Source organism: Parafrankia sp. Ea1.12 (genome assembly GCF_900465275.1).
GTDB lineage: Bacteria > Actinomycetota > Actinomycetes > Frankiales > Frankiaceae > Parafrankia > Parafrankia soli.
The window spans coordinates 1-22,001 of record NZ_UBIZ01000181.1; the positions used below are offsets into that span (position 1 = coordinate 1).

20 protein-coding genes are annotated in these 22,001 nt (G+C 73.3%); 8 read left to right on the forward strand and 12 right to left on the reverse strand.

Going from position 1 to position 22,001, the window contains the following annotated elements; genetic code table 11:
- The 6 genes from FMEAI12_RS05590 to FMEAI12_RS05615 form a co-directional block, all read right to left on the reverse strand.
- Positions 1-1,012 (reverse strand): acyl-CoA dehydrogenase family protein (locus FMEAI12_RS05590; RefSeq protein ID WP_112105227.1); only part of this gene is annotated, 1,012 nt, incomplete at its 3' end.
- A 560-nt stretch (positions 1,013-1,572) separates the two neighbouring features.
- A complete protein-coding gene (locus FMEAI12_RS05595; RefSeq protein WP_112105228.1) occupies positions 1,573-2,853 on the reverse strand; it encodes an HNH endonuclease signature motif containing protein in 1,281 nt (426 codons plus the stop codon).
- Positions 2,854-3,484: 631 nt separating this feature from the next.
- Positions 3,485-4,255, reverse strand: a complete 771-nt coding sequence (locus FMEAI12_RS05600; RefSeq protein ID WP_071067067.1) for an SDR family NAD(P)-dependent oxidoreductase — start codon at positions 4,253-4,255, stop codon at positions 3,485-3,487.
- Positions 4,256-4,438: 183 nt separating this feature from the next.
- Positions 4,439-5,476: a LacI family DNA-binding transcriptional regulator gene (locus FMEAI12_RS05605; RefSeq protein ID WP_071067068.1), complete on the reverse strand. Its 1,038-nt coding sequence runs from the start codon at positions 5,474-5,476 to the stop codon at positions 4,439-4,441.
- A gap of 83 nt (positions 5,477-5,559) precedes the next feature.
- The gene (gene nhaA / locus FMEAI12_RS05610) at positions 5,560-6,900 is read right to left on the reverse strand and encodes a Na+/H+ antiporter NhaA (RefSeq protein WP_200835196.1); all 1,341 of its coding nucleotides are present in this window, start codon (positions 6,898-6,900) and stop codon (positions 5,560-5,562) included.
- Positions 6,901-7,042: 142 nt separating this feature from the next.
- Positions 7,043-8,548 carry a glycosyltransferase 87 family protein gene (locus FMEAI12_RS05615; protein ID WP_112105229.1) on the reverse strand — a complete coding sequence of 502 codons (1,506 nt, stop codon included), beginning with the start codon at positions 8,546-8,548 and terminating at the stop codon, positions 7,043-7,045.
- A gap of 112 nt (positions 8,549-8,660) precedes the next feature.
- Here FMEAI12_RS05615 and FMEAI12_RS05620 point away from each other — a divergent pair, with 112 nt between their 5' ends.
- Positions 8,661-9,860 carry a molybdopterin-dependent oxidoreductase gene (locus tag FMEAI12_RS05620; RefSeq protein WP_112105230.1) on the forward strand — a complete coding sequence of 400 codons (1,200 nt, stop codon included), beginning with the start codon at positions 8,661-8,663 and terminating at the stop codon, positions 9,858-9,860.
- Entirely contained in the window at positions 9,857-10,390 is a 534-nt protein-coding gene (locus FMEAI12_RS05625) for a hypothetical protein (RefSeq protein ID WP_235013735.1), read from the forward strand. The genes FMEAI12_RS05620 and FMEAI12_RS05625 overlap by 4 nt, the downstream gene beginning before the upstream one ends.
- Here the strand turns inward: FMEAI12_RS05625 and FMEAI12_RS05630 are convergent.
- The 3 genes from FMEAI12_RS05630 to FMEAI12_RS05640 form a co-directional block, all read right to left on the reverse strand.
- On the reverse strand, positions 10,317-11,021 hold the full coding sequence (locus tag FMEAI12_RS05630; protein WP_112105238.1) for a class I SAM-dependent methyltransferase: 705 nt from the start codon (positions 11,019-11,021) through the stop codon (positions 10,317-10,319). The genes FMEAI12_RS05625 and FMEAI12_RS05630 overlap by 74 nt on opposite strands.
- A complete protein-coding gene (locus FMEAI12_RS05635) occupies positions 11,018-11,674 on the reverse strand; it encodes a DUF2064 domain-containing protein (RefSeq protein ID WP_368672055.1) in 657 nt (218 codons plus the stop codon). The genes FMEAI12_RS05630 and FMEAI12_RS05635 overlap by 4 nt, the downstream gene beginning before the upstream one ends.
- 98 nt (positions 11,675-11,772) lie before the next feature.
- Complete coding sequence (locus FMEAI12_RS05640) at positions 11,773-12,486, reverse strand: glycosyltransferase family 2 protein (RefSeq protein WP_112105231.1); 714 nt, start codon at positions 12,484-12,486, stop codon at positions 11,773-11,775.
- 163 nt (positions 12,487-12,649) lie between these two features.
- On the opposite strand from FMEAI12_RS05640, the gene FMEAI12_RS05645 reads away from it, so the two are divergent.
- From FMEAI12_RS05645 to FMEAI12_RS05670, 6 genes are all read left to right on the forward strand, one after another.
- Positions 12,650-13,381, forward strand: a complete 732-nt coding sequence (locus tag FMEAI12_RS05645; RefSeq protein ID WP_112105232.1) for a response regulator transcription factor — start codon at positions 12,650-12,652, stop codon at positions 13,379-13,381.
- 3 nt (positions 13,382-13,384) lie between these two features.
- Positions 13,385-14,500, forward strand: a complete 1,116-nt coding sequence (locus FMEAI12_RS05650; protein ID WP_071067072.1) for a sensor histidine kinase KdpD — start codon at positions 13,385-13,387, stop codon at positions 14,498-14,500.
- A 94-nt stretch (positions 14,501-14,594) separates the two neighbouring features.
- Complete coding sequence (locus FMEAI12_RS05655; protein ID WP_112105233.1) at positions 14,595-15,641, forward strand: NAD-dependent epimerase/dehydratase family protein; 1,047 nt, start codon at positions 14,595-14,597, stop codon at positions 15,639-15,641.
- Positions 15,642-15,770: 129 nt separating this feature from the next.
- Positions 15,771-16,127, forward strand: coding sequence for a helicase associated domain-containing protein (locus FMEAI12_RS05660; RefSeq protein WP_112105234.1), 357 nt, complete (start codon positions 15,771-15,773; stop codon positions 16,125-16,127).
- Positions 16,124-18,559 carry a phosphoketolase gene (locus FMEAI12_RS05665; protein WP_200835195.1) on the forward strand — a complete coding sequence of 812 codons (2,436 nt, stop codon included), beginning with the start codon at positions 16,124-16,126 and terminating at the stop codon, positions 18,557-18,559. Before FMEAI12_RS05660 ends, FMEAI12_RS05665 begins: the two co-directional genes overlap by 4 nt.
- 83 nt (positions 18,560-18,642) lie before the next feature.
- Positions 18,643-18,930: a hypothetical protein gene (locus FMEAI12_RS05670; RefSeq protein ID WP_235013736.1), complete on the forward strand. Its 288-nt coding sequence runs from the start codon at positions 18,643-18,645 to the stop codon at positions 18,928-18,930.
- Between the two features lie 42 nt (positions 18,931-18,972).
- On the opposite strand, the gene FMEAI12_RS05675 is transcribed toward FMEAI12_RS05670, so the two are convergent.
- The 3 genes from FMEAI12_RS05675 to FMEAI12_RS05685 form a co-directional block, all read right to left on the reverse strand.
- Entirely contained in the window at positions 18,973-19,866 is an 894-nt protein-coding gene (locus tag FMEAI12_RS05675; protein ID WP_112105235.1) for a universal stress protein, read from the reverse strand.
- Positions 19,867-20,017: 151 nt separating this feature from the next.
- A complete protein-coding gene (locus FMEAI12_RS05680; protein WP_112105236.1) occupies positions 20,018-21,589 on the reverse strand; it encodes an AAA family ATPase in 1,572 nt (523 codons plus the stop codon).
- Positions 21,590-21,863: 274 nt separating this feature from the next.
- Positions 21,864-22,001, reverse strand: a 138-nt coding sequence (locus tag FMEAI12_RS05685) for a LuxR C-terminal-related transcriptional regulator (RefSeq protein WP_146776640.1), incomplete at its 5' end; no start/stop codon positions are given.

Consider the following 22,001-nt stretch of genomic DNA (forward strand, 5'->3'; position numbering starts at 1 on the left):
AGTAGAGGTACTCGGAGCGCCAGCGGGTGTCGGTGAGTTCGATGGTGCCCGGGAGCAGGTCGCGGGCGGTGTCGTACAGGCGTTGCTCGGCGGTGGCGAGCAGCACCTTGTCGATCGACGTCTCCGGCCCGAGGTGGGCACCCTCGCAGAGGTGGCGCTGGGTGGCATGCGAGCGGCAGCGGATGGTGTGCAGCGCCAGGTAGGCCGCACCCAGATCCGCGTCCGCCTGATCACCCGGCACGGTCGTCTCGGTCACCAGCCGGTCGAGCCGGGTGAACAGGTGGGCGACCCTGTGCCAGAAGCAGGTGGAGCGCTCGTGCGGGAGCAGGTCCATCGCCATCTGCCAGCCGTCGCCGGGCTTTCCGAGCATGCGGTCGCCGGGGACGACCACGTCGTCGAAGAAGACCTCGGCGAACTCCTCGACACCGTGCATCATTTCCAGCGGGCGGACGGTGATGCCGGGGGTGTCCATGTCGACGAAGAACGCCGTGATCCCGCCGTGGCCCGGCGCGGTGCGGGTGAGCAGCACGCAGCGCTCGGAGTACTGGGCCAGGCTCGTCCAGACCTTCTGCCCGTTGACCACCCAGTCGTCGCCCCGGGGCTCCGCCCGGGTGGACAGCGACGCCAGGTCACTGCCCGACCCCGGCTCGGAGAACCCCTGGCACCAGCTCTCGGTACCGGACAGCAGCAGCGGCACCATCTCGGCCGCCAGCGCCGGCGACGCATAGGAGATCATGGTCGGGACAAGTACCTCGACCATCGAGTAGATGCCCGGTTCGGCCAGACCACGGCTGGCCACCTCCTCGCCAAGTACGGCGCGCAGGACCGCCGGGCCACCGAGGCCACCCACCTCGGCGGGCCAGCCGTGACGCATCCAGCCCGCGTCGTACAGGGCGCGACGCACCCGCGCGAGCTGAGCCACCTGCCCGTCAAGGGAGTGGTCAGGTCCTGGGGTCAGGTCGTTCTCGGCAAGCCACGCCTGGAGATCCGACCGGAAGTCCGCGACGTCCATCTCACGCGACCTCGGCGCGGAACACGGCAGCTACCGTTACGGGCTGTCGGTCTGCGAACTCGGCAGGTATCGGCATCGCGGTCCTCCCTGACCCGGCGGCGGAGGACCCGGCGCGGACGGCGGAGCGTACGACGCACCAGTCATCGGCGGCCGGCAGGGCTCCTACACACCACCCGACTCCTGGCCGCCCACCCCATTCGATTCTCACTGGATGAGAAGAAGATTCTTTTCGGTGAGAGGAAGCTATCACTACACCACGCCTCCCGTCACCGCCGTCACGAGCTCTTACCCTCCCCTGCGCCGGGACGGCAACCCTGCCCAGGTCCCAGGCGTGCGCCAGCCTTCCTGGAGAGATCTTGATGGCTGGACTGGGACGGGAGCAAAGCGTGACGATCGGCGGCGAGCAGGTGCGTCTGCTCGCGCCGTGCCGCATCGACGACCTGGAGACGATCTCCCAGTTCAAGGAGGAAGCCCGCGAAGCGGTCCACCGGACACGGAGGCCCGCGCGATGCTCCGCACGGTCCGTCGACACGTCGTATCCGATAACCCGTACCTCAAAATTAATGCACCCCATTTTCTCTTCCTACGCGCGTATCGACTTCGAGATATGTGTGGGGGTTGGTGATGCTGGTTCGCCCGAGAGGGCTGACCCACACGAAGGTCCCTTCCTCTGGTTGGGTGACTTTCCAATGGCCGCGATGTTTCATCCGGTGGTGTCGGCGGCACAGCGGGCCGAGGTTCCTGGTGAGGGTCCGCCCGTCCTCGGAGAAAGGTATGGTGTGATCGGTGTCGGTGCGCTGTGAGGGTCGGGTGCAGCCCGTGAAAACGCAGGTTCGGTTGCGGGCGCGAACATGGCGGACCTGCGCGGTGTTAGGGAGACGCCGGTCGGCGACCTCGACCAGACGCCCTTGTGAATCGGTCAGAATCCGCCGCCAGGTCGAGCCGGGCCGGTCGGCCATCTCTCTGGCGATTCGAGCGGGGATCGGGCCGTACCCCGGAATCTCTCCGGGGTCGTCGGACAGGCCGATCAGGGTCGTCACAGGTACGACGACCTGAATCTCGCACGGCATCGGCGCGGCGTGGCTGCCTCGGCCCGTGAGCAGGTCGACCAGCACGTCGGCACGAATCTGGTCGCGGGTCCGGTCATCCCCCACGGACCTGTTGTCGCTGATGGAGCGGGCAGCCTGATCGATCCGCCGGTAGCAGGCCTCGGCGTCCTCCGCGGGAAGGACGGCGCCGAGCGAGCTTGTCCCGTCCTCGTCGGGCGAGACCCACACCCGCCGGTCCTTGCGCCGGGTCTCCGCCCGGTCCGCCGCCCCCTGCGGGTCGACCTTGGCCACGGCGCGCCGGCAGGCATCGGTGAAGGCACGCCGGTTCGGTCGCGCTCCTCCGGCGAGCACACACGCCTCGACCTCGCCCGCGGCGCGATCGTCAAGCGGGTGCACCGCCTTCTCCAGTGCGTGCAGCCGTTGGAGATCCAGAACTCCCGCCCTGAGTGCGTCGACCGCGGCCGGGAGACGCCGGGTGACCGTGCAGGCGAACGCCATCTGGGCCGTGGCCGACTGGGGCGAGACCGCCATCGCGGCGGCTACCTCTTCTGGTACGAACTCGTCGGACATCAGCGACTGCCCGGCGCCCGGCGGGAGCCGGAGGGCTGCGAACTGAGCCAGCAGGGTCAACAGACCCGCGTGGCCAGCCGCGATCACGCGCACGACACGAGAGATCTCCCTGAGCAGATCGCCTGCCTTCATGTCGAGCGCCTCGCGGGCAAGGAGGCCGCCGCCCGTCTCCCCCGCGTCTTCTTCTGGGCCGGCCGAGTGCGCCGTCGGCCTTCCGGTCACGGTGGCAGCCTCATCTCCGAGTACGGGCCGGCGGGCTGACCCGGCGGATGTGGCAGCAGAACCGGTCCTGGTACCGGGCGCGTGAGCGACGGTGCGTCGCCCACGCGGCGACGCACCACACCTCGAGCCGGGAACAGAGGTCACGGTGTCACCGCCTATCCATCAAACCGTTGGGATCGAACGTGCGTTCGACGCTATGGCTGGCGGGCGGGGAGAACAAGTGACTCGAGAGAGAGACCACGCCAAGTTCACGCAATCCTGCATATCCATCAGGCAATCTCGCGTGGTCGCAAAAATGGTATCGACAGATTTCCTCGAGCCTTGACTACGACGCCACTCGTGATACCTTCGAGATGTCTCAGGGCTCCCGAGAGCGAGACACTGAACATTAATTTTAAAATAGTGATCGATTCCCGAAGGCGCTAGGAGTCTGCTGACTCACCGGCAGGCAGCCGTCGGAAATCCTTGCGTACATCGTCGGGTGCGCGGGCGATGCCACGCTCGATATGATGCGCCGCCGACGAGTTCGGTTTTCCGTCCACCGTGATCGCCGTGAAGACCCACGCGGTAGAGGACGCCCTGCTACCGCTCCAGCGTTCCGGCCCGACGGGTGCCGGGCCGGAACGCACGGTCAGAGAGTCCGGAAGAGGCCGCCGTCGACGAGGATCTGCGCGCCGTTCACATAGCTGGCCGCAGCGCTCGCCAGGAAGACGCAGACGCCGACCATGTCTCCGGGTGCCCCAATCCGCTTCATCGGATTCATCTCGCCGGCCAGGCGCTTCGCGTCCGGGCCCCAGGCCTTGGTTATGTCGGTGTCGAACGCGCCGGGAAGCACCAGGTTCGCGCGTACCTTGGGCGACCACGCGCCGGCCAGCCCGAGAGTCAGGGCGTTGAGGGCCGCCTTCGCCATGGCGTAGGGGAGATCGCTCGCGTTGGGGCGCAACGAACCCGCCGTCGTCACGTTGATGATCGACCCGCCGTCGCCGGCCGCCATCCTCGATCCCACGAGGGCGCTCAGCCGGAACGGGCCGCCCGCGTTCACCGCGTGGACCTTGTCGTAGAGCTCCTGGGTCACCGAGGTGAGGGTGTCGTAGACGGGGGACATCCCTGCGTTGTTCACCAGGACGTCGCAGCGGCCGAACCTGTCGTAGACCGCGTCGGCGAGGCGGTCGCAGTCGTCCCACCGGCCGACGTGGCAGGCGACGGGAAGCGCCCGCCGACCGGTCTCGGCCTCGATCTCGGCGGCCGCGGCCTGGCAGGCCTCGATCTTGCGGCTGGCGACGACGACGTCGGCGCCGGCCGCGGCGAGCCCCCCGGCCACCGCGCGGCCGATCCCCCGGCTGCCGCCGGTCACGACGGCGACCCGTCCGGTGAGGTCGAAGAGCTGGTCAGGTGTCTTCATCGTGTCGTCTGCCACCGTGCGAGTCTCGCCGATCGGCCGCTCGCATGGAGCGGGTCACCCCCGTGGACGAGGTCGACGGCGAGCCAGCGCGGACCGTGCCGCCGCGCACGCCGGTGGCACGCCGATGCCACTGCTCCCGGCCGCCGCACGCCACCCGCCGGCGCTCGGGCCCTTTGGCGGTGTTCAGGCGACGACGTCCGCCGGCCGGCGCCCGGTGGACGCCCGGACCACCAGCTCGGGTGCCAGCACGACCTGGCTGTGCTCATGTCCCGCGCGGTCGCGCGTCTCCGCCAGCAGCAGCTCGGCGGCGGTACGTCCCAGCAGCTGGCGCGGCCGCGCCACGGAGGTCAGCGGAACCGCCGCCACGGCGGCGAGCTCGATGTCCTCGTAGCCGGCCACGGCGAGATCGTCGGGGACGCGCAGGCCGAGCCGCGTCACCTGCTGCAACAGGCCGAGGGCGACCATGTCGTTGGCGCAGAGCACGGCCGTGGGACGTCCGCTGCCGGACAGACCGGCCAGTCGTTCCCCGGCCCGGCGGCCGGCGGCGACGTCGGCGCCGCGGGTGTCGACCCGCAGCAGGCTGTCCGGGTCGGCACCGGCGTGCAGCAGGCCGCGGCGGGCGCCGGCGAGCCGGTCGGCGACCCGCCACTGACCCGGGCCTCCGACGAAGGCGATCCGGGTGTGGCCACTGTCTAGCAGATGGGACACGGCGAGCTCACCGCCGGCCACGTCGTCGACCGTCACCGAACAGATCCCCGGCCCGCCGGCGCGGTCGACGAGCACGACCGGTGTCCCCCGCCGCGCCAGCGACACCAGGGGCTCGTCGACCTCGCCCACCGGAGTGAGAAGGACTCCCTCGACGCGCTGCTGTTCGAGCAGGCTCAGGTAGGTCGCCTGCCGGCGGGACTCCTCGCCGCTGTTACACAGGAACACCGCCAGCTCGGCGCGATCCGCGACCTCCTGGACACCGGCGCCGACGTCGGCGAAGACGGGATTGGCGGTGTCGGGCACCACGTAGGCGAGCAGCCGGCTGCCGCCGGCCCGCAGTTGCCGCGCGGACTCGTTGCGGACGAAGCCGAGGGTGGCGATCGAGGCGAGCACCCGTTCCCGGGTGGGCCGGGCGACCAGCTCCGGCCGGTTGAGCACGTTCGACACCGTGCCCAGCGACACCCCGGCGTGCGCCGCGACGTCCTTCACGCTCGGAACGTCCGTCCCGGCCATCGCGCCCCCTCCGGTCGTCCCTGGCCCTTCCCCCGATTGTCGTCCGGATCTCCCCACGGTTGGCGTTGGCCATCTCGATGGCCTCAGCCGACGGTCGGTTCCTGGAAGACGTCGGGGATGCCGTCGGCGTCGCGGTCGACGGCCTCCCGCTCCGCCAGCCGGCGGTACACCCGGTTACGCGCCCGCAGCACGATCGAGGCGAGCAGTGCCGAGGCCAGCGAGCCGATCAGGATGGCGGCCTTGACGTGATCGTTCTCCGCTGTGTCGGCGCCGAAGGCCAGCTCGCCGATGAGCAGGGAGACAGTGAACCCGACTCCGGCGAGCACGGCGACGCCGGCGACATCCCACCAGGACAGGTCGGGGTCCAGCTCGGCCCGGGTGAACCGGGCGAGCAGGACGGTGGCACCCATCACCCCGATTGGCTTGCCCAGCAGCAGACCCATCACCACACCCAGGCCGGCCGGATCGGCCAGCGCGGCGCCGACGCCGCCGCCCGCGAGCGAGACCCCGGCGGCCATCAACGCGAACACCGGAACCGCGACGCCCGCCGAGACGGGACGCCAGGCGTGTTCGAACCGCTCGGACATCCCGGCGTGCTCGCCGGAGCGAGGGCGGGCCGGCACGGCGAACCCCAGCAGTACCCCGGCGATGGTCGCGTGCACCCCCGAGGTGTGCATGAGGGCCCAGGCGACGAGCGCGAGCGGGATGAGCAGCCACCAGCGGGTGACGCCGCGGTTCACCAGCAGCGCGAACACCGCGATGACCGCGAGGGAGCCCGCCAGCGGCGCGGGGCTGAGCCGGTCGGTGAAGAACACGGCGATGATCACGATCGCGAGCAGGTCGTCGACCACCGCCAGCGTCAGCAGGAACGACCGCAGCGCCGCCGGCAGATGCGTCGTGATGATCGCCAGCACCGCGACCGCGAAGGCGATGTCGGTGGCCGTCGGCACCGCCCAGCCCTCGGGGGAGCCGTCCACGGCCAGGCCGTTGACCAGCGTGTAGATGAGCGCGGGCACGAGCATCCCGCCAAGGGCGGCCACGATGGGCAGCGCCGCGCGGCTCGGTGATCTCAGATCGCCGAGGACGAACTCGCGTTTGAGCTCGAGGCCCACCACGAAGAAGAAGATCGCGAGCAGCCCGTCGGCGGCCCAGTGCTCCAGGTCCAGATGCAGGTGCAGGGACGCGGGGCCCACGCCGGTGTGGACGACGGTGGCATAGGCGTCCCGCCACGGTGAGTTCGCCCAGACCAGCGCCACCACGGCGCCCGCGAGCAACAGCAGGCCGCCGACCGTCTCACTGCGCAGGACCCGGGCGACGTACCGTGCCTGCGGCCAGGTCGGCCGGGCCAGCAGCCGCGGCCGGGACACCGACGAGCCGGAGCCCGAGGCAGGGCCGGGCGCGGGGGCTGGGGGAACGCTCGGCATCGGCTGGTCTCCTCGGTCGGCGCGGTCGCGCGGCGCCGCCCCGACCTCACGAAGGGTGACCATCCTGAACCGGTCGTCCCTGGCTGTGAGGGCGCGACGCGCCACCTCGCCGACCAGACTTCCCGGCACACCGGGACCGATCCTACCGAGCGCACCGCGACGCTGCCGGCCAACCGGGCGCGCCGCTGGATCGAGCCCGGATCCGGCGGACCGCGGCGGTCAGCGCGACCGCGGCGGCGCCCAGGACGTAGCCGCCGGGCCGGACGTAGACGTCCTCGACGGCCAGGTCCCGGAACAGCGCCATGTACAGCACATACGGGCCGACGGCGACCGCCGCCCATTCGAGCCGGCCGGCGAGGACGGCGAGCGCGACCAGCAGCACCCCGTACCAGGGCTGGGCCGGAGTCGCGACGAGGAAGGCCGCCCCCACCAGCCACAGCGCGCCACGCTCCACCGGCAGGCGGGCGGGCTCCGAGCGCCACACCGCGAGGACGACGCCGGCGAGCACGGCGCCCGCGGCCACCTTCGCCGCCGTCCCGGTCAGACCCAGCAGGCCCAGCAGGAGGAAGCGGTGTCCCTGCGCGTAGCCCTCGACCGACAGGTACTTCGGCAGGAAGCCGACCACGTCCGTTCCCACGACCGCCACGTGCGGCAGATAGGACAGGCCGACGACCGCGGCCGCCGCGCCGAGGACGGCCACGGGGCGCCGCCGGGCGGCGGCGGGCAGCAGCAGCGCCGGGTAGAGCTTCACCGCCACCGCGGCGCCGAGCAGCGCGCCGGCCGCCGCCGTCCGGGTGGTCGGGCGCGGGCGCGGGCGTGGACGCGCACCGGGCCGCGCGAGCAGCGCCAGCGCCGCGACAGCGAAGATCACGGCCAGGACGTCGACATGGCCGTCCATGCCGATGTCGATCCCGGCCGAGGGCCCCCAGGCGTAGGCCGCGGCCAGGCCGGGATGGTGGCCGAACCGCGGCAGCACCCGGATCAGCAGGCCGGTCAGCAGCAGCGACAGCACCGCGGCATAGAGCTGGATCTTGTTCTCCCGCGGCGGCCCGGGCAGGTGGTGGACGGCCACGAAGTACGCCTGGGCCACCGGCGGGTAGATCGTGTGCGCGGTCGGGTAGTTGATCCGCGTGCAGCCGGAGCCGCGGCCGAGGGCGGCACAGCCCACCGGGTCGGGCCACAGCCAGCTGTCGCGGAGCCCGGCCAGCTCCGCGGAGTTGGTCGCGTGGTGGTACGGGTCGATGCCCGCGGCGGAGACCTTGCCGTCCCAGGCGTAGCGGTAGAGGTCGTCACTCATCCGCGGTCCGGAGGTGAGGGCGAGGAGGTGCACGGCCACCGCGCCGACCAGCAGCACGGCGGTGACACCGCGTCGGGGCGCGGCCCGGACGAGGGCGGCCACCGCGGCCAGAGCCAGCGCCCACCAGCCGAGAGCCAGGTAGAGGACGGCCGGCCCGCCGGGCAGGGGCCCGGGCTGCGCGATCACGGCACACTCGGTGGCGAGCGCGCCGGCCAGCAGGACGACCGCCACAGCCAGCCATCGGCGCCCGGCGCCCGGCGGGTCGGCGGCAGCCGGCACCGGCCCCTCGTCCCGCGCTGGGCCGCCGAGACGGATCGCGTCGTCTCGGGTGCGGTGGGGGCTGACGGCCATGGGGCCAGCGTGCCCACGCTCAGACCCGCCCGGGACGACCGGCGCGCGACATCCTCGAATCGTAAGGAGATGATCAGCGGCCACGGCGGGCCGGCGTGCCTACGGTGCGCGCGTGGATCTCATCGACCGCGAGCTGCCGGCGCCACCGGAGCGGCTGCGCCGCGGGCCGTTCCGTCCCGGCGCCTTCAGCAGCCGCCTGCACGACCCGCGGCTGGCCTCGCTGCTCGGCATCTGGCTCGGGGTCGCGTTCGGCACGGCGTTCGCCACCGGACTGGTCTCGCACTTCATGCAGCATCCGCCGGGCTGGCTGCAGTGGCCGTCCCGGCCGGCGTGGCTCTACCGGCTCACTCAGGGCGTGCACGTCGCCACCGGGCTCGCGTCCGTTCCGCTGCTGCTGGCGAAGCTGTGGACGGTCTACCCGCGGTTGTGGGAGTGGCCGCCGGTGCGCACCGTCGCGCACGCCCTGGAGCGGATCACCATCATCCCGCTGATCGCCGGGGCGATCTTCCAGCTCGCGACGGGCATCGCGAACATCGCCCAGTGGTATCCGTTCCGCTTCTTCTTCACCGTCACGCACTACTGGGTCGCCTGGATCACGATCGGCGCGCTGGTCGTGCACATCGCCACGAAGATCGCGGTCGTCCGGGCCAACGTGGGGCGCGGGCGGGCCAGGCGCGCGGGACTCACCGACCGTGTGAGCCAGCCCGAGCCGGCCGGCGACGGGCTGTCGCGGCGCGGGTTCGGCCTCGCCGTGGGCACCGCGGCCGGTGTGATCACGGCGACGACCGCGGGACAGTTCGTCCCGGGCCTGGGTGGCACGGTGCTGCTCGCGCCGCGCCGGCCCGATCTCGGGCCGCAGCACCTGCCGGTGAACCGGACGGCGGTCGCGGCCGGCGTGCTCGCCCTGGCCCGCGACCCCGGCTACCGACTGACGGTCGGCGGCCCGCGGCCGTTCACCCTGTCCGCGGCCGAGCTCTTCGCGCTGAGCCGGGCGACGGTGGATCTGCCGATCACCTGTGTCGAGGGGTGGGCGGCCGACGCGACGTGGACGGGGGTACGGCTCGTCGACCTGTTGGAACGGGCCGGGATACCGGCCGGCGCGACGGTGCGGGTCGAGTCCCTGGAAACCCGTGGCGGCTACCGGGCCAGCGAGGTCGACCCGCCGCACGCGCGTGATCCCAGGACGCTGCTCGCGACCCGGCTCGGCGGCGAGCCGCTCGACCTCGACCACGGCTATCCGGCGCGGCTGATCGCGCCGAACCGGCCGGGAGTCCTGCAGACAAAGTGGGTGCACCGGGTGGTGATGCTGTGACCGGCCACGACGCCGACGACGCTGCCGAGGCCGGGGCCGGAGCCGGAGCCGGAGCCGCTCCGAGGCGAGGCGGCGGCCTCACGCGGCTTGCGGTGGCGCTGACGGCGCTCGGCGGGCTCGCGGCACTCGGCTACGGGATCGACGGACTGCTGAGCGAGACACGGGCCACCAATCCGCACAACTCCCTGCGGTGGCTGATCGCCGGCGTCCTGGCCCACGACGTGCTGCTGGTGCCTGCGGTCGCGCTGGTCGGGCTGCTGCTGAGCCGCGCCGTCCCGGGTCCGTACCGGGCGGTGGTCCAGGGTGCGCTGATCGTCTCGGGCTCGGTGGCGGCGGCGAGCCTGCCGCTCTGGCGGGGCTACGGCGGCACCCCCGGCAACGCGACGGTCGACGCGCTGCCCTACGGGCGGAACCTGCTGATCGTGCTCGGGGCGGTCTGGGCCGCCGCCACGGTCATCATGGTGTTCCGGCGACGGCGGTCCCGGCGGTCACGGCGGTCCCGACGGACTGGACCGGCTCGAGGCATGTGACGTACCGACTCGCCCGCTGCCGCACCTCGGTCACGGTGAGCCCGGCCTCGGCCGCCAGCGGGCCGATGCCGTCCACTCCCACGGCGGCCCAGCGGAACGGCGCGCTGGCGAGGGCGGCGGTCTCCAACGTGGTCCAGTAGCACTCCGTCGGCCGTCCGGGGCCGTCGACCTCGACCAGGATCCTGCCGCCGGCGGCGAGCAGCTCCGCCGCCCGGAGCAGCAGCCGCGCGGGATCGCCGCCGATGCCGATGTTGCCGTCCGCCAGCACGATCTCGCGCCAGTGGCCGCTGCCCGGCACGGGGCCGAAGACGTCCAGGCACATCGCGGCCGCCCCCGCCCGGCGGGCCAGCGCGACCGCACCGGCGGCGATGTCGATACCGAGCGCCCGCACGCCGCGGCGGGCGAGCGCCGCGGTGATGCGCCCGGGGCCGCAGCCGACGTCGAGCGTCGGGCCGGCGCAGCCGTCGACCAGCGTCTCGTCGCCCGGGGCGAGCCCGCCGAGCCACAGGTCCAGCGGCAGCGGGCGGCGCCCGCCGGGGTGCGAGGCCCACAGCCCGTGGCCCGGTGCGCGCAGGGCCGCCTCGTAGACCCCGCGAGCATGCGGACGTTCCCTGGTCGAGTGGGTGGTCACCGCTCCCCCGCCGGTCTCGCCGCGACACCGGGGCACAGCCGCAGCTCGTGGACGGCGGCCGCGAACCGCCCGCCGGGAGCAAGCGCCGCCACCGGGGCCACGTCCGCGGCGGTGTCGACGTCCCGTAGGACGGGCAGCTCGACCACGCCCAACCCCGCCGCGCGCAGCCGGGCGAGCTGGCAGGCGCCGGTGTCCGGTGTGGACGTCGCCACTCCCCGCACGAGGCCACCGGCCGAGGCGCGCAGTCCCAGCGCCCACCAGCCGCCGTCGAGGGCCCGCCCGAGGACGGCGTCCGCGCCGGCGCGCAGCTCCAGCAGGGCCGCGACCAGCTCGTCCTGGCCGATCTGCGGAGTGTCCATCCCGATCAGCAGGGCGGGCTGCCCGCGGACGGCGTCGAAGGCCGCCGCCAGCCGGGTGTCGAAGGAGCCGGTGGCCTGGGCTACGACGGTGAACCCCGGCGGCAGCCAGGGGCCGGGCTCGCCGTCGAGGACGACCATCGGCCGGGCGCCCAGCGAACGGCAGGCGCCGGCGACCGCGTCGAGGGTGTCGGCGAGGGCCGCGGCCGCCAGCCGGGCGGCCTGCACCGGGCTGTACGGCGGGGTGAGTCTGGTCTTGACCCGGCCGGGCACGGGTGTCTTGGCGATGACGAGCAGGTGCGGCCCACCGCCGGAACCAGACCGCCTTCGATCAGCCCTCCCGGGAGCGGGCCGGTCAGGCACCGGCCGGTCGGCCGCCGGAGCCCGCTGGCCGCTCACGGCAGCCGGCGCAGGATCGCCGACATGTCCCGGACCGCGCGGACGGTGCCCGTGGCGGTGCCGGTGACCTTGGATTTCCCGCTCCGCGGCAGATAACGGACGTCGGTCTCGACGATGTTCCACCCGGCCGCGGCCGCCCGGGCGACAAGCTCCAGTGGATAGCCGAAGCGGCGGTCGGTCACCCCCAGGCCCAGCAGGTCGGCCCGGCGGGCCACCCGCATCGGCCCCAGGTCGCGGATCCGCACGGCGCAGCGCCGGCGCGCGGCGGCCACGACCACGGCGTTGCCGGCCCGCGCGTGCGCGGGCCAGGCCCCGGCGGTGACGGGCCGGCGCCGACCGAGGACGAGGTCGGCCGGCCACCCGCCCGCGCCCACACCACCGCCGGGGCCCGCGGTCAGCAGCCTGACGAGGCGCGGCAGATCGGTGGGGTCGAGGGACGCGTCGGCGTCGCAGCAGCAGACGATCGGCGCGGTCGCCGCGAGCAGGCCGGCGTGGACGGCCGCGCCGTAGCCGCGCTCGGCGGCCTCGACCACGGTGGCGCCGAGCTCCCGGGCCAGGTGCGCCGAGCCGTCCGTGGAGCCGTTGTCGGCGACGATCGCGCGGTACCCGGCCGGCAGGCGCGACAGCACCCACGGCAGCGCGGCGGCCTCGTCCAGGCACGGGAGGATCACGTCGACCGCGCCGGGCGGCGCACCACTGTCAGCGACCATGGGCCGCACGCTAGTCACCGAACGTGCTCGCACTTCTTACGAAACGAGGACGGCCGGGGCTCGCGACGCTGGCCGCCGCGGCCGCGGCGGACCGAAGATTACGAATCCCGAACGTCCGACCGCGCCCGCCGGCCGGCCCGCCTCGCGCGTCTACCGTGGGCCCGTGGCCCGTGTCCTGCTCGTCGACGACGACACCACGGTGTCGGACGTCGTCAGCCGCTACCTGTCCAACGCCGGCTTCGAGGTGGACACCGCGGCCGACGGCTGGGCCGCGCTCGCCACCGCCGAACGGCGCCCGCCTGACCTGGTCGTCCTCGATCTGATGCTGCCGGGCCTGCCCGGCCTGGAGGTCTGCCGGCGGCTGCGGGCCCACGGCCACGTGCCGGTGGTGATGCTCACCGCCCTGGGCGCGGAGTCGGACCGGATCACCGGCCTGGAGACCGGCGCTGACGACTACGTGACCAAGCCGTTCTCACCGCGGGAGCTCGTGCTGCGGGTCCAGTCGGTGCTGCGGCGCACCCACGAGCCGCCGCCGGGTGCCGCGGGCCGTCCGGTGCTGCGCGGTGGCGGCCTGGTCGTCGACGTCGCCGGGCGGACCGTCTCCCGGGACGGCCGGGAGGTGTCGCTGACGGTCCGCGAGTTCGACCTGCTCGCGTTCCTGCTGCGGCATCCCGGTGAGGCGTTCTCCCGGGCGGTGCTGCTGGAACGGGTGTGGGGCTGGACGTACGGGGACACCTCTACGGTCACCGTCCACGTCCGCCGGCTCCGGGAGAAGATCGAGCCGGATCCGACCTCGCCGGCCGTGCTCACCACCGTGTGGGGCGTGGGCTACCGCTGTGACCTGGCCACCGTCGCCGGCCCGGCTGTCGGTGCCGACCCGGCCGCGGGCGGCTGAGCCGTGGGAGCGAAGCTGGAGATCGCCGCGATCGCGCTCGCCTGCTCGATCGCGGCCCCGGCGATCGCGGCGCCGGTGCTGCACCGGTTCCGCCGGGCGTCGCTGGGCGTCTGGGGAGCCGTGGTGATCGCGGTCGGCGTGATCGGGATGGCCGCCGGGGTCGCCGTCACGGCGCGGATGATGTTCCTCTCCAACCATGATCTCGACGTCGTGCTCCTCGTCGTCGCCGTCTCCGGCACGGTGACCGCACTGATGATTTTCTGGCTCGGGCTGCCGGTCGCGCGGGCGTCCTTCGCGCTCACCGAGGCGGCCGGCCGGCTCGGTGACACCACCTACCGTCCGCTGGCGACGGAACCGCCCAGCGCCGAGCTGGCGGCGATCTCCCGAGCCCTCGACGCCACCCACGCACGCCTGCTCGCCGCCACGGAACGTGAGCGGGCGCTGGAGGCGAGCCGTCGGGAGCTGGTCTCCTGGGTGAGCCACGACCTGCGAACACCCATCGCGGGGATCCGGGCCGTCGCCGAGGCCCTCGTCGACGGTGTGGTCGACGACTCTGAGACCGTCGCCGCCTACCACCGGACGATGGTGGCGAACAGCGAGCGGCTGACGACACTCATCGACGAGCTGTTCGAGCTGTCCAGGCTGCACTCGGGCGCCCTCGAGCTGAGCCTGGAGAACGTCCGCGTCGCCGACGTGGTCTCCGATGTGATCTCCACGGCCGACCCGATCGCCCGCGCCAAGGGCGTCCGGCTCACCGGGCGCGCCGATGAGACCGACCGCTTCGAGGTGGACGTCGTCGAGGTCGGCCGGGTGCTGACCAACCTGGTGGCCAACGCGATCCGACACACTCCGAGCGACGGCACCGTCGCCGTCGCCGCGACGGTGGTGGACGGGCGCGCCGAGCTCTCCGTCTCCGACGCCTGCGGCGGGATACCGGCGGCAGACCTCGGTCGGCTCTTCGACACCGGATACCGCGGCGAGCGCGCGCGGACACCACCGGGCGCCGGGATCGGGCTCGCCATCGTCCGGGCCGTCGTCGAGGCGCACGGCGGCGAGGTGAGCGTCCACAACATCACCGGGGGATGCCGGTTCGTCGTCGGCCTGCCCGTCGCGTCCTGATCCGCCGCCGGCGCGGGGCGCGGCGGCGCGGGGGTAGGGCGGCGTCAGCGGTTCGTAAGATCCGGCATCGGAAACCGGCGGTAGCGTCCGCGACGTGCGCGTTCTCGTCACCGGCGGCGCCGGTTTCATCGGCTCCCGCATCGTCGACGTCCTGCTCGCCGCCGGCGACGAGGTGCGCGTCCTGGACGCGCTGCTGCCGGCCGCGCACCGCCACCGGCCCGAGACCGACGACCGCGCCCAGTTCCTGGAGGGCGACGTGCGCGACGCGGGCCAGGTCCGCGCCGCGCTCGACGGGGTGGACGCCGTCTGCCACCAGGCGGCCATGGTCGGGATGGGCGTCGACCTCGCCGACCTGCCGGCCTACGCGTCGCACAACGACCTCGGCACCGCCGTGCTGCTGGCCGGGATGGTCCGCGCCGGGATCCCGCGGCTGGTCCTGGCGAGCTCGATGGTCGTCTACGGTGAGGGCGCCTACCGGTGCGCGGCGGACGGCCCGGTGCGCCCCGCCCCCCGGCGGGAGGCCGACCTGGCCGCGGGGCGGTTCGAGCCGCCCTGCCCGGCGTGCGGACGTCCACTCGAGCCCCGGCCGGTCACCGAGGACGCGCCGCTCGACCCGCGCAGCGTCTACGCGGCCACCAAGCTGGCCCAGGAGAACCTGGCCTCCGCGTGGGCGGCGGCCAGCCACGGAACCGTCATCGCCCTGCGCTACCACAATGTGTACGGCCCGCGGATGCCGCGGGACACCCCGTACGCCGGGGTCGCCGCCATCTTCCGCAGCGCGCTGGAGCGGGGTGAGCCGCCGGCGGTGTTCGAGGACGGCGGCCAGCTCCGCGACTTCGTCCATGTCACCGACGTCGCCCGCGCGAACGCGCTGGCGCTGCACCGGCGCGAGGCGGAGCCCGGCCGACTGACGGCGCTGAACATCGGCAGCGGCCGGCCGCGCACCATCGGTGACCTGGCGCATGCCCTCTCGCGGGCCCACGGCGCGGCCGAGCCGGTGATCACCGGGCGTAGCCGCGCGGGGGACGTCCGGCACGTGTTCGCCTCCTCCGACCGGGCCGGTGACGTCCTCGGTTTCCGGGCCGCCGTCGACTTCGACAAGGGCGTCGTCGACTTCGCCCACGCACCGCTGCGCACCTGACCAGCGCCGGGAAGGACGTTCTACCCGCCGGCACCGGGCCGAAGAGCGCTTCCCGCCCGACCCCGTGGTGAAGAAAGTTGCGGGGTGGAAATCCGACGATCCGCAGGCAGCGGATCAGGCGGGAAGGCGATGAGGGTCGTGACCGGTGATCACAGGACCGCCGCCGACGACGCGCGGCGGTCCAGACGGCTGGAGCGGGGCGTCGGGCGGCTGTCCGCGGCGCAGGAACGGGCGGAGGACTCCCGGTTCGACCAGGGGCTGGCCGCGTTGCGGGCCTACGCGCACGCCCAGGGCGACACCCTCATGCCGGACGGCTACCTCGACTCGGACGGCTTCCCGCTGGCCGCCTGGGCCGCCGGCGAGCGCATCGCCCACCTGGAGGGTGATCTCTCCGGCACGCGACGCGATGCACTGGAGCGCATCCCCGGCTGGCAGTGGGAGCCTGTTCGGGACCGCTGGCATCGCACAGGAGAGGACCGCGTATGACCGCTCCGGCCGTCCACGACCAGGAACACGGCGCTCACGAACACGGCGGCCTGGAGCACGGGCTCGACGAGGCCCAGCTGGACGGGCTGATCGCCTACTGGAACGCGGCGAACTACCTGACCGCGGCGCAGATCTACCTGATGGACAACCCGCTGCTGCGCCGGCCGCTGCGCCGCGACGACATCAAGCCGCGGCTGCTGGGCCACTGGGGGACGTCCCCGGCGCTGAACCTGGTCTACGCCCACCTGAACCGGCTGGTCCGCCGGACCGGCCAGGATGTGCTCTACGTGGCCGGCCCCGGGCACGGCGGGCCGGCGCTGGTCGCCAACACCTACCTGGAGGGCACGTACTCGGAGATCTACCCGAGCGTGTCGCGGGACGTCGCCGGGCTGACCCAGCTCGTGCGGAGGTTCTCGACCCCCGGTGGTATCCCGAGCCATGTCAGCGTCCCGACGCCGGGGTCGATCCACGAGGGCGGCGAGCTCGGCTACGCGCTCGTCCACGCGTTCGGCGCCGTGTTCGACCACCCCGATCTGCTGGTCGCCGCCGTTGTCGGCGACGGCGAGGCCGAGACCGGCCCGCTGGAGGGCAGCTGGAAGGGCGTCGACTTCCTCAACCCGTCCCGCGACGGCGCGGTGCTGCCGATCCTCAACCTCAACGAGTACAAGATCGCCAACCCGACGGTGCTCGGCCGGCTCTCCCGGGAACGGCTGAACCACCTGTTCGCCGGCCACGGGTACGACGTCCTGTGGGTGGAGGGGGACGACGTCCGCGCGGTGCACCGTGCGTTCAGCGCCGCGCTCACCACAGCGCACAGCCGCATCCGCGACATCCAGCGGACGGCCCGACGTCCAGGTGCCACCGTCACCGAGGCGCCGATCTGGCCGATGATCGTGCTGCGGACCCCGAAGGGCTGGACCGGCCCGCACGAGGTGGACGGCGTCCTTGTCGAGGGGACGTTCCGAGCGCACCAGGTGCCGCTGGCGGGGGTGCGGGACAATCCCGAGCATCTCGCCCAGCTCGAGGCCTGGCTGCGCTCCTACCAGCCCGAGCGGCTGTTCGACGCCGACGGCCGGCTGGTCCCCGAGCTGGCGGCGCTCGCCCCGGACGGCCCGGCCCGGCTCGGCGCCACCAGCTACGCCAACGGCGGCGTGCGCACCGAGCCGCTGCGGCTGCGCGACTGGCGGGCCCACGCCCTCGACGTCGACCCGGCCCGCCGTGGCAGCCTCGTCCACGAGACGACCCGGCCGCTGGGCGAGATGCTCGCCGACGTCTACCGGGACAATCCGACCACCTTCCGGGTCTTCAGCCCGGACGAGCTGGCCAGCAACCGCCTCGGCGCGATCCTGGACGTCACCGACCGCTGCCTGGTCGCGCCGATCGACCCGCGCGACGACCGGGTCAGCCCGGCCGGCCGGGCGATGGAGGTCCTCTCCGAGCACCTGTGCGAGGGCTGGCTGGAGGGCTACACCCTGACCGGCCGGCACGGCCTGTTCGCCACCTACGAGGCGTTCGCGATGGTGTCGGCGTCGATGGTGATCCAGCACACCAAGTGGCTCCAGGAGGCGAGCCGGCTGGCGTGGCGCGCCCCCGTCCCGAGCCTGAACGTCCTGCTGACCAGCACCTGCTGGCGCAACGACCACAACGGCTTCTCCCACCAGGGGCCGGGGCTCATCGACACGGTCGTGCCGCTCTCGCCCGGGGTCGCCCGGATCTGGCTGCCGCCGGACGCGAACAGCCTGCTCTCGGTCGCCGACCACTGCCTGCGCAGCCGCGACCACGTCAACCTGCTCGTCGCCGACAAACAGTCGCACCTGCAGTACCTGACCGCCGACGAGGCCGCCGAGCACGCCGCCCGCGGCGGGTCGGTCTGGGACTGGGCCGGCACCGAGACCGACCTCGACCGTGAGCCCGACGTGGTCCTCGCCGGGATCGGCGACGTGCCGACACTGGAGATCCTCGCGGCCGCGGACCTGCTCCGCCGGTACGTGCCCAGCCTGGCCGTCCGGGTCGTCAACATCATCGACCTGATGGCCCTGCTGCGCTCGGACCTGCACCCGCACGGGTTCTCGACGCCGATGTTCCGCGCGCTGTTCACCGACTCGACGGACGTCGTCGTCGGCTTCCACGGCTACAGCCGGGCCGTCCACCAGTTGCTGCACGGCCGGGCGAACCCGCAGCGGTTCCACGTCCGCGGGTTCACCGAGCAGGGCACGACCACGACGCCGTTCGACATGGTCGTCCGCAACGGCCTGAGCCGGTACCACCTGGCCCAGCTCGCCGTGGAGTTCGCCCGGACCACCCGTCCCGGCACCGACCGCCTGGTCAGCCACTGCCAGGACCAGCTGACCCGCCACGAGGCCCACGTCACCGAGCACTTCGAGGACCTGCCCGAGATCCGGGAGTGGACCTGGCCGGGCCGCGATGCCTGAGCCGGACCGCGGGCTTGCGGGGCCGCGGGCTTGCGGGGCCGCCACCGGGCGGGGCGGACGTCTCCCGGAGCTCGCCGAAGGTCATGCCAGCGGGTGACCCCGCGCCGGTGAACGCTCTGACGGCGCGGGGCACCCTGAACTGCATGCGATGGAGCACCAGCAACGGTTACCGGGTCGAGGAGACGATCATTGCGATGGACGGTGGGCGGCGCGCTCGCGTCCTTCGCGTCACCCGTGACGGTCTGGCCGTCGGGGATTTCGCGGCGTGGGGTGAGCTGCTCGCCGACATCGACCTCGGCGTCCCCTTCGAGGAGCACGGCGAGGCCCCGGGCGCGGGCAGGCCGCCGGCAGCGGACCGCACCGCCGCGTGACGTGAGGAGCACTTCCACGCCGCGGTGCGGCTGACCCCGCGGTTAGCCGGCTGCCCGGACGACGGCGACCGGGCAGCCGGCGTGGTGAACGCACTGGTGGCTGACCGAGCCGAGGAGCAGCCCGGCGAACCCGCCGTGCCCGCGGGAGCCGACGACGAGCAGGCTCGCGTCGGTGGACACCCGGAGCAGGCCGGGCGCCGCCGCGTCCTCGACCAGCACCCGCTCGACACGCAGGCCGGTGTTCTCCACCTGTGCCCGCGCGACGCAGTCGTCCAGCAGCGCCTGCGCCGACTTCTCCAGGGTCGGGACGTCCAGCCCCGCGTACGCCCCCGGGTAGAGCGGGGCCGCCGGGAACCAGGAGTGCACGACACGCAGGCTGGTCTCACGCGACCTGGCCTGCGCCGCCGCCACCCGCACCGCCGCGACCGAGGCCGCGGAGCCGTCCACACCGACGACCACCGGACCCGTCGGCCGGAGGTGACCGGCCCGCACGACGACCACCGTCGACCTCGCCCTGTGCAGGCAGACGTCGGTGACCGAACCGGCGAGCAGGCGGTGCTTCCGGTTGGCCCCGTGCAGCCCCACGACCAGCATCTCCGCCTCGGCGGAGGCGTCGAGCAGCGCCTCGGCCGCACCCCGTCGCTCCACCTTCTCGACCATCGCGGTGGGCCGGGAGAGCTTGGCGGCGCGGCCGATCGCGGTCTGCAGCACGTGGTAGGCCGCGGCCTCGGTCTCGTGTTCGCCCGCCGTCCCGGCACCCGCCTTCTCCGCGCCCGCCGTCGCGGTCACCGAGGACACGGCGGGCGGGCAGTGCTTCGGATCCCAGGCGAGCATGACGGTGAGCGGGGAGTCCTGCCTGCGCGCCTGCGCCATCGCCCACCGCAGCGCCTCCTCGGCGTCGGCCGACCCATCCACTCCGACCACGATTCCGGCCATCCCACTTCTCTCCTTCACTGCGGGACATCGACGCGAGGGCATCTGTCAGGGATCCGCGTCCACCGGTGCGTCGGTCGGTGAACCCCTTCGGGGGACGGCGGCGCCAGGCGCCGCCTGAAACTCAGCGGCGACGCCGGGCACCGCCCGGGTGTCAGTCGACGACCCGCCGGGCGGCGGCGACCGTCTCCTCGACGGACCCCGTGGTGTCGATCTCGAACGCGGCCGGCCAGAGGTCGGCGCGATCGGCCATCGCCGCGTGAATCACGCCCGTCGCGTCCGAGGCGTCCGCACCGGTCCCGCGAGCCCGCATGGACCGCCGGGACTCGATGCGGGCGACGGCAACCGGCGCCGGGGCCACACAGCGCACCTGCGCCAGGTCGGCGCCGGTCGCCTTCGCGGTTTCGGCGGCGAGTTCCCGGAACAGCCCGGAGGACCAGGATGCGTCGAGCACGACGCTCTGGCCGCGCTCCAGCGCCTGCCGCGCCCTCGCGATCAACTCGGCGTAGCTGTGCTCGGTCGCCTCGGCATCGTAGATCCCCGCACCGGGGGCGACGTCGACCGCGATGTCCGGGGCCAGTCCGGCCAGTTCCTTGCGCACCACGTCCGAGCGCAGCAGCACCCATTCGTCCTGCCCGTCGACCAGGCCGCTCGCCAGCGTCGACTTGCCCGTGCCGGGCAGCCCGCCGACCAGCACCAGCCGCACCCGGCCCCGGCGGAGGTGCGCCAGCGCGATGTCGGCGAGCCGGCGCGCCTCCTCGGCGGCCTCCGGATCGCCCTGGTGGTCGCGGATGCACGCGATGCGCACCCGGACGAACGCCCGGTAGGCGATGTAGAGGTGCTCCAGGGACGCCGGATGGGTCTCGCCGGAGAACTCCCGGTAGGCGTCGAGGAACGTCCGGGCCGCCGCCGGGGCGCCGAGCCGCTCCAGGTCCATCGCGAGGAACGCGACGTCGGCGAGGACGTCACCGACCCGCAGCCGGCGGTCGAAGTTGATGCAGTCCAGCACCCGCGGGCCGTCGTCCAGGCAGTAGATGTCGTCGGCGAGCAGGTCACCGTGCCCGTCGCGGATCCGCCCGGCGCGCTGCCGCTGTGCCAGCAGGGGCGCCCGGCCGGCCAGGTACCGCAGGGCCAGCCGGCCGATCTCGTCGACGGTGCCGGCGTCCAGGATCGAGCCGCGGAAGGGCGCGACGGCGTCCATCGCCTCCAGCCACAGCGCCTCCAGGTTGGCGAGCCCACCGGCCCGGGAGATCTCCGGCGAGGTCTCGCACCGCTCGTGGAACGCCGCCATCGTGCGGGCGATCACGCGCAGTTCGTCGGTCAGGTCGGCGCCGCCGCGCACCAGCTCCGACAGCCGGCGGTCGGCGGGCATCCGGCGCATCACGACCATGTGGTCGCGCGGGTGACCCTCTTCGTCCCGAATGTCGGCGACGCCGAGGTACACGTCCGGGGCCAGCCGCCGGTTGAGACGCACCTCGTCCTCGCAGGCCGTGAGCCGCGCGTGCCGGGTGCGGAGATCCACGAAGCCGAGGTCGACCGGCTTGCGCAGCTTGTAGACGCGGTCCTCGGTCAGGAAAAGGATCGCAGTGTGCGTCTCCACGGTCTCCCGGTTGTCCAGATGGAGTTCCGGGGCCGGCTGCTTCTCCGTCGCCCCGACCTCCAGCTCTCCAGAGAAATCGGAAGCGAGATCCGCTTTGTCCGGCACCGAATTCTTCTGAACCAGCATCCGATGTCTCCAGACGTGTTCGGGACGATATCGCCACGACCATCGACGTGTGGTCCACCGGTGCCGACCGAATGGTCCGGGCTCCGGGATCGTCCGTCGTGGTCCGACTCCCTCCACGGGAAACGATCCCCTATTCGGGCCGGGCCGTCAGGGGACGATCGGGACGCCGGGCCGGCGGACCTCCAGCCCCGTGACGACGGGACCTTCGGGCAACCCGCCCACCCATCGCCTGTGCGGGGGGGCAGCCGGCGGCCACCCCCCGCACACGCCCGGGCTACTCCCCGGTCTGCTTCATCAGGTAGACGGCGGCCTGCGTACGGCTCGCCAGGCCGAGCTTCTCCAGAATGCTCGACACGTAGTTCTTCACCGTCTTCTCCGACAACCCCAGCCGTGTGCCGATCTGCCGGTTCGT

What these genes read in the sequence shown, in the direction of transcription:
- FMEAI12_RS05600 (WP_071067067.1), bottom strand. Translation starts at nt 4,255, where the DNA reads ATGAAGACACCTGACCAGCTCTTCGACCTCACCGGACGGGTCGCCGTC.
- FMEAI12_RS05605 (WP_071067068.1), bottom strand. Translation starts at nt 5,476, where the DNA reads ATGGCCGGGACGGACGTTCCGAGCGTGAAGGACGTCGCGGCGCACGCC.
- nhaA (WP_200835196.1), bottom strand. Translation starts at nt 6,900, where the DNA reads ATGCCGAGCGTTCCCCCAGCCCCCGCGCCCGGCCCTGCCTCGGGCTCC.
- FMEAI12_RS05615 (WP_112105229.1), bottom strand. Translation starts at nt 8,548, where the DNA reads ATGGCCGTCAGCCCCCACCGCACCCGAGACGACGCGATCCGTCTCGGC.
- FMEAI12_RS05640 (WP_112105231.1), bottom strand. Translation starts at nt 12,486, where the DNA reads ATGGTCGCTGACAGTGGTGCGCCGCCCGGCGCGGTCGACGTGATCCTC.
- FMEAI12_RS05660 (WP_112105234.1), top strand. Translation starts at nt 15,771, where the DNA reads ATGAGGGTCGTGACCGGTGATCACAGGACCGCCGCCGACGACGCGCGG.
- FMEAI12_RS05665 (WP_200835195.1), top strand. Translation starts at nt 16,124, where the DNA reads ATGACCGCTCCGGCCGTCCACGACCAGGAACACGGCGCTCACGAACAC.
- FMEAI12_RS05670 (WP_235013736.1), top strand. Translation starts at nt 18,643, where the DNA reads ATGCCAGCGGGTGACCCCGCGCCGGTGAACGCTCTGACGGCGCGGGGC.
- FMEAI12_RS05675 (WP_112105235.1), bottom strand. Translation starts at nt 19,866, where the DNA reads ATGGCCGGAATCGTGGTCGGAGTGGATGGGTCGGCCGACGCCGAGGAG.
- FMEAI12_RS05680 (WP_112105236.1), bottom strand. Translation starts at nt 21,589, where the DNA reads ATGCTGGTTCAGAAGAATTCGGTGCCGGACAAAGCGGATCTCGCTTCC.